The 6,917-nt window shown below is 40.9% G+C and carries 5 protein-coding genes; 1 reads left to right on the top strand and 4 read right to left on the bottom strand.

Translation table 11 applies throughout. The features are described from left to right. Positions 1-58 precede the first annotated feature (58 nt). From CALK_RS11410 to CALK_RS11425, 4 genes are all read right to left on the bottom strand, one after another. Positions 59-439 carry a hypothetical protein gene (locus CALK_RS11410; RefSeq protein WP_022637822.1) on the bottom strand — a complete coding sequence of 127 codons (381 nt, stop codon included), beginning with the start codon at positions 437-439 and terminating at the stop codon, positions 59-61. 263 nt (positions 440-702) lie between these two features. Next, complete coding sequence (locus CALK_RS11415) at positions 703-2,007, bottom strand: MBL fold metallo-hydrolase (protein WP_022637823.1); 1,305 nt, start codon at positions 2,005-2,007, stop codon at positions 703-705. Further along, a complete protein-coding gene (locus CALK_RS11420) occupies positions 2,007-2,846 on the bottom strand; it encodes a hypothetical protein (RefSeq protein ID WP_022637824.1) in 840 nt (279 codons plus the stop codon). Before CALK_RS11420 ends, CALK_RS11415 begins: the two co-directional genes overlap by 1 nt. Positions 2,847-2,995: 149 nt before the next feature. After that, entirely contained in the window at positions 2,996-5,278 is a 2,283-nt protein-coding gene (locus tag CALK_RS11425; RefSeq protein WP_022637825.1) for an AAA family ATPase, read from the bottom strand. Positions 5,279-5,559: 281 nt separating this feature from the next. Between CALK_RS11425 and CALK_RS11430 the strand changes: the two genes are divergently transcribed. Next, the gene (locus CALK_RS11430; RefSeq protein WP_022637826.1) at positions 5,560-6,750 is read left to right on the top strand and encodes an integron integrase; all 1,191 of its coding nucleotides are present in this window, start codon (positions 5,560-5,562) and stop codon (positions 6,748-6,750) included. The last annotated feature ends 167 nt before the right edge of the window (positions 6,751-6,917 follow it).

Here is a 6,917-nt window from a genome sequence, read left to right on the forward strand (position 1 = left end):
ATTGCCATCAGCGGCGCGAGGAACGAGCGTCCGACTGCATGGCTTTGTTAGCTATGCTTTAGGTCTTAGTTAGAACGATTTTATCTTCAGACTTGCTGGTAATTTTATAACCTCTTAGCTTGTTAAGTGCTGCGACTCCTCCCGCTGCGACAGCAATGCTAATGGCACTAGCAGTAGTTGCTGCTCCCAATACCGTAACTGCAGCACCTCCTGCTAATGGAGCCACAAAAAATTTAGTAGTTGCCTGACTCGTAGGTTCAGGGGCTGGGTAAAGAATTGCAACCACAGAAACTCCTATTGCTCCAATTGCCACAGCCCAAGCAACTTTACCAGTTGCCTTTATTTTCAGGACTTTGTCTTTGAGACTACCTTCGATTTCAATCGTGTCCTGTCCATCTTTTAGAGCTTTTCCCAAATCTTTTTCATTGTCAATTGCCATTATATTCTCCTTTGTTTAGTAAACGATTAGTGTGAGTTCCTTAGATTTACATTTGGGGCAAATACGCTTTCTCAACCTCAGCCTTATGAGTTGAACTTGAAATGTTGTCAGAATATGGCTACATCCTTGACACGCTAAATTTGATTTTCCCGGCGGCTTTATTGGCATATCATCCCCCTTCGATTAGCTAACGACTGAACTCACTGGTTTTTACGGAGCGCAGCGGAGTAAAAATCCAGTGCAGTGATTTGTTATGTGTTTTTTTAGCCAATTGTTACTTCCTCATTATCGTTTATCCGCACCACTTTTGTGCTTGTGAATATCTTTTTATATTCATCTCCTTCAAATGTATGGATTGGAACAAGAGTCTTCGGATTCAAAACCTCAACCATTCTTTTCAATGCATCTCGATCAGCATGTCCACTTGTGTGAATCACTTTTTCAGTCATTCCTTTTCCAATAAGAAAATCAATGAATTCTTTAGTTGTTTTTTCTTTTTTATACCCATCCCACATCGAATAGATAAATGTGCCGTCTTTTAATCCTTTTATATATTCCAGATCTTTCAACATACTTGGTCGCACAATCATTACCGTTTTATCAAACTGCGCTCCGATTTGTTCTTTCGTGATTTTATAGTTCTTGAAACGGTATAATAATTTTTCATTCCCTTTGCTGCTAATCATTCGGGAAAGACGATATGGGAAAAACACTTTTATTTCGGGAAATTTTTTAGATGGATATGGAATTGTAGCAAATTCTGACAACTCTTTAAGAATGTTTGCAATATAAAAATCAACAGCAAGAGTCTTTCCCGTTCTTTTGCAAGCTCTATAAATTGATACGAGCCGGTCAATGTTTTGACCTGATGTATAAATTAAATTGATTCCTTTGCTCGTTTTAAAAACATTTACAAATTCCTCTTCTATATCACTTTCGGTCGGGAACGGTTTATTCACTCGACCGATAGTTGTTCCTTCAAGAAGCAGATAATCAATATTTTGCTCGGTATTGTAGCTAAACCAACCAAATGCTTTGGTTTTTCTGCCGTGTATTCTGAAATCACCACTGTAAAAAAGAGACTTTCCATCAGCTTTGATTAGAAATGCATAAGCATCAAATGCAGAGTGGTCCATCAAATATGGCGTAATTTCAATATCACCAATAAAAAATGATTTCCCTGATTCAAAATGTCGTGCGTTTTTGATCGCCCAATCCTGATTTGTAAATATATTGGTAATCTCAATCAGTTTTAAAGTGGCCCTGCCAAGATATATTTGGTGATTCTCGTTTACATAATTGATAAGTCCAAAATGGTCTTGATGCGCATGAGATAAAACTAAAGCGGCGCTTCCTGACACATCATAAAGCCCTTCTATATCGGGAAGAATCCCCTTTGCGATCAATTCGTCTACTGATGAACCCTTAACAACCTTTGCGTCAAACTGCGTTTGGTCTGGATTCACCAAAGGCATGCCAAAATCAACAATAATTCGTGCTGATTCTGTCCAGACTTCTACACATGAACCTCCTATCTCCTTTGTGCCTCTATGAATCTTAAATTTCATTACAACACCTTTGCATTCCAAAGGTTTCCAGTCACCACTTTCTTAATATTTCCGATCGAGTAATTCTTTAGACCTGTATATTCGTTGTTTTGGAAAATCAACTTTTTCAATCTTCCCTTTTTCTGGTCATTATCAAAACCGAAAATTAATAAAGTAACGTTGTCATCAAGTTCTTCAGGTTCGGGTAGAGCTATATTAAAAATTCCATTAATAACTTTTATGTAATCGATATATTCTGAAAGAATTTCATTTTTTCTTTTTGATAGTTGAGATTCATATCTTTTTATTTGGCTTATTACTTTTGGAGTTGTCCGTGACCAGATTTCATTATTTGAGAAATGCTTTGCTTCAACAAATTGAAGGGTTTTGGATTCTTTATTGAACAATAAAATATCAATTCTATCTTGATTGTTTTCCTGTTTTAATGATTCAAAAGATATTTCAACATCCAAAACTACAACATTGCTGTCCGATAGATATGAGTGTTTGTGATATATCTCTGACACTCCCGAAGCCTCAATTCCTGAATAGTTTGAGCAGTTTTCTTTTATTCGCAGGTAATTCGATTCAAAGTCAGAAGCCAATTTATAATCTGACAATTCAGCTTCCGTTAGATAATCCTTTCCGTTTGATGAAATTACAGATGCATATTTCAGGTGAGTTTTAAATCCATTACTATCGTAGGTAAAAAGCTTGCCGCCTTTATGATAGAGGTCAATTCGATTATCTCTGATTGCGAGAAAGACATTTTGATTTTTGCAGTCTTGCTCAATTTTATTTGACCACAAACTATTTGAAATCAATTTGCCTTCAATTATTTTTTCCAGCCTTCTTTTCATATCAATAAACTCCGGATTTTTTCGACACATAACGCCCAAGCTCAGGTGCGTTTGAGGCGACGGCCGTTTTTGTGGTAACAAAAATGGGCGGCGGGTCAAACGTCACCTGCAGCGATTTGTTATGTGCCTGCTCGCCACACCCTGAACGACTACGCCATGCCAGCATGAACAACATTGATCGCTCGCTCAACGAATTGCCGTAACTCACCATCTATGATCTGCACTTGATCAGCGGATGGATTGGTGTCGTGATGGTACTGGCCGGCGTAACCATTGATATCATTTAACTCATCGGTGATGTTCTGCGCATGTACAAGTGGACTGTCTTGTTGTGCATTATTGATTGCGTCGACGACCTGTCCAAAGAGCAAACCACCGCTTATCAAGCCAGGGAATCGCCGATGCAGGTATCCTTCAAGCATAGGCCTTATCGATCTAGCCACCTCCATGCTGCTCTGCGCTGTGCCGTTCAAATATTCGCCCAACACCCTATGGCATTTGAAGTACGCGCTCTCGCACTCTTTATCAACGTCAATTGCATCAAAGTTGCTATAACGGTTTGCGACGGTTTTCAATTTCACACATGCAATATTTTGAGGAGAACTAGCTCGTAAAATTTCATCCCTTAGGCTTCGCATGAAATGAATATCGTGAACCAACACGATTAGTTGCTCACAACCGTTATGAACTCTCTTCAAGATCAAACGCGTTTGCTGCTTGCGATTAAGATCCAAACTGCACATAGGGTCGTCAATGACAACGACTTTATTTGCCAAGTCAGGATCAGACTCAACAGATGCTATAAAAAACGCAAATGCTAATGTCCGTTTGTCACTCTCACTCAAAGAAGTATTAAAATCTGGTATGCCTCCGGTCAATTCAATATTTGACCCTCGCATGTGTAAGTTGTAATTACTTCTTAATCCGCCCCTGTAGTTGAAATCTATGTTTGGAATTGAAAATTGCGCACCGAAATCACCAAGCAATTGATTTATTCTGCCCTTGTAGCGTTCGAGCGTTGTCTGCATGATGGCATTCAAGGCATCCTTTTTATTTTGCTTTTCTTCCTTAGTAGCAACTTCCTGCGCAAGCGCCGCGTCAAGTTGAGAGAAGATATCAATAACATCCTGTCGATGTCGAAGCTTCGCCAACTCCAAATTGGTAATTGCCTGACGTAAACCATCCGGATTCACAGCGGCCAAGCTCGCCTTGTATGCCGTGATTAGGTTAACAGCATGGTCTATACCGTCATTACACGACTTCACCATTCCAACGAGTTCATTCCAGATGCCAATCAGTTCATTCTTCGTGTCGTCGGAACCTACTGATTCAAGGAGATTTGCTTCTTTGGCAAGTCTTAGAGCATCAAGACGGCCTCTTATGGTAGCTAATTTTTGCTTCGCCGCCTCACCATCAAATTCTGGAGGAGGTATCTCAACATGCTCCTGCCAACCGTCAATGATCGCGCTAGCGGTCGCAAAACTTGCTTGAAGTCTTTCGATGATTGCTTCGGACGTTGTAATTGATATTAGTCTGATCAGATCAGCGACAGAAGCCTTCAGTTGGTTGTAATCCTGATTGAAATAGCTGCGATAGGCTTGTATGAGATCGACCCCTTCAAGTGGTTGGTTGCAATATGGGCAACTTTCCACCTCTCCAAAGGCATGGCCATCACTGATCCATTTTTCAAGGTTCGGCTTGGCATGAGCGTCTATGTGCTGCTTGACTCGTTGCTCTGCGGCCAGATCAATATCGGCTAGCGAGCTTTCAAATATGGCGAAGATTTGAGTAACATCAAAAGCTGGCTCATCCAACTTCTTAGGCATAGCTTTCGCTTGGATTACGCCGATATTCTGTGCTTCAACAATACGTTCGTTTAACGCTGCGATCTGGTCGTCCGCATCTGCCACTTCCGCTAGGTCTCGGAACTGTTGCAGTGAAATTCCCCGATGAAACCCAGTCAGCTGATTAGTGAGGTCTCTTACCGATTGAGATGCCGCCAGCGCATCATTGTCAGCTTGATCGTACTCACGTTGAGCGTTCACTGCGCTGGTTCCCAACGCAAAGTGAAGTAGGTTTTTCCTCTGATCAGTCGTTACCTGACCGCCCGCGTATACGTTTTGCTCTACAAAGTCCGCATCGAAGACCAGCAGTTCTGGGTGTGGGTTGCTCCAACTACTGTTTGCAAACGCCGACTGCTGCCCATTCGAGAATTGAAGGAGAACCTCGGGTTGGTGGTTGCCATCTATCGTTTTTCGGCGACGGATCAAATCAGAATCATTATAAGCACAAGACCGAAAGATAGACGCGAGAGTAGACTTGCCTACTCCGTTATCAGCATAAACAAGAGTTGCCTTCTTAAAAGCATGCTGCCTGCCGTCTGCATCATGGAGAAGGCCAATTCCCTTAACTCGGTGTATTCTTTCTAGCATTATTTAGCCCCTGTAAATCCCCCAATCGCCACCGATCCAGCACTTAGCAGCGTCCAACTGGCACATAACATACGGATAGTGTGCAATAATATCCACAATACCCACAATAAAAACATGTTTTTGCTCAAAACAGCGCATAACAACATATATATTCACATAATATGAGCAGATGCATGGTCTCGTACAAATTATCATATTTACTATAATATAGGATATTATTTCAATAAGAGGGGAAATGATTCACGTACCTGAAGATATTCAGTTCCTATTCTAAAGAGCAGTTGAAAAATGTAGAGCCGGAGTTACATCACGACTACGTCAAGTGGATACGATTTTATCTCGACTTTTGTCAGAAATACCGGTTTGTACCATACGAAAAAAGTTCTTTCAGCCACTTTTCTCAAAAGTTGCATGATAAAAACCAGCGGGTGCAGGACATAGAAACTGCATATCAAGCTGTGGAACTATTGATACCCTACTACTCAACAGGAATAAAAGAGGGGGAGTTGACGTCCAAAGTAGAAGTGATTCAACAATTAATATCTGTAATACGACTCAAGAATTACTCCCCGAGAACCCTTGAAGCGTATCTTAAATGGACCCGGAAATTCTTTTCTTTTTACACTGGCGATATTTCCTCAATCGATGAGGGTACTGCCCGTCAATTCCTGAACGACCTTGTTCTCAATAAAAACGTCTCACCCTCTGCGCAAAACCAGGCATTTAATGCACTTCTTTTTCTCTATCGTCACGTTTTGAGAAGAGATTTTGGAGATCAGTCAGGAACTGTTCGTGCAAAAAAACCAAAGAAAAAAATGCCTGTGGTTCTCACTGTCTCTGAATTACAATGTCTGTTTAATATGATTGAGGAACGATTTCTGTTGCATTTTCAGCTCATGTATGGCTGCGGCTTACGGTTAACCGAGCTTATGGAGTTACGCTTGAAACATCTGGATTTTGGAAACAATCTCCTGATGATAGAGTTTTCCAAACAACAGAAAAGCAGATACATTCCTCTGCCAAAAAAGATTGTTAGTAATTTGCAATTGCAGGTAGAATCTGTTATTCAACGGCATAAGAAAAATAGGAATAATAAGAAATACAAAGGGGTTTTTCTTCCTCCTTCCATAGATGACTCTCAAGCGATGGAAGAGAAGTGGTTGTGGTTGTTTCCCGCATCGGGCTTAGTGTTGGTGTCACAAAAAAATGAAGAGCGTCAATTTCATCTTCATCATACGGTCGTTTCAAGGTCTTTGAAAGCTGCCGCAAAAAAGACAGAAATACAGAAGAATATTTCACCCCATGTATTACGACACTCCTACGCTACTCATCTTTTGCAGTATGGCCTGGATATTAAGACCATACAGGAACTTCTCGGGCACAGCACTATTGAGACTACCATGGTCTATCTCCATGTGCTGAAGGAGATGATACCGCGGCCTGCGATCAGCCCCCTGGATATTAGGTGGTGAGTTTTTTCTGCACGGCTTGCTAATACAGTTTTTCCCTTTTTATATACGCTTCATTTTTTTTCATAGGGCAGCAATCTGTTTCGTGGAGTGCATTGATTTATATCAGGAAGCATTGTATCTGACTGAAGCAGAGGAGCAGATTCCATGTGCTTTGAAGAGTACAGAGA

The sequence above is a fragment of the Chitinivibrio alkaliphilus ACht1 genome, assembly GCF_000474745.1.
Classification (GTDB): domain Bacteria; phylum Fibrobacterota; class Chitinivibrionia; order Chitinivibrionales; family Chitinivibrionaceae; genus Chitinivibrio; species Chitinivibrio alkaliphilus.

What these genes read in the sequence shown, in the direction of transcription:
- CALK_RS11410 (WP_022637822.1), bottom strand. Translation starts at nt 439, where the DNA reads ATGGCAATTGACAATGAAAAAGATTTGGGAAAAGCTCTAAAAGATGGA.
- CALK_RS11415 (WP_022637823.1), bottom strand. Translation starts at nt 2,007, where the DNA reads ATGAAATTTAAGATTCATAGAGGCACAAAGGAGATAGGAGGTTCATGT.
- CALK_RS11420 (WP_022637824.1), bottom strand. Translation starts at nt 2,846, where the DNA reads ATGAAAAGAAGGCTGGAAAAAATAATTGAAGGCAAATTGATTTCAAAT.
- CALK_RS11425 (WP_022637825.1), bottom strand. Translation starts at nt 5,278, where the DNA reads ATGCTAGAAAGAATACACCGAGTTAAGGGAATTGGCCTTCTCCATGAT.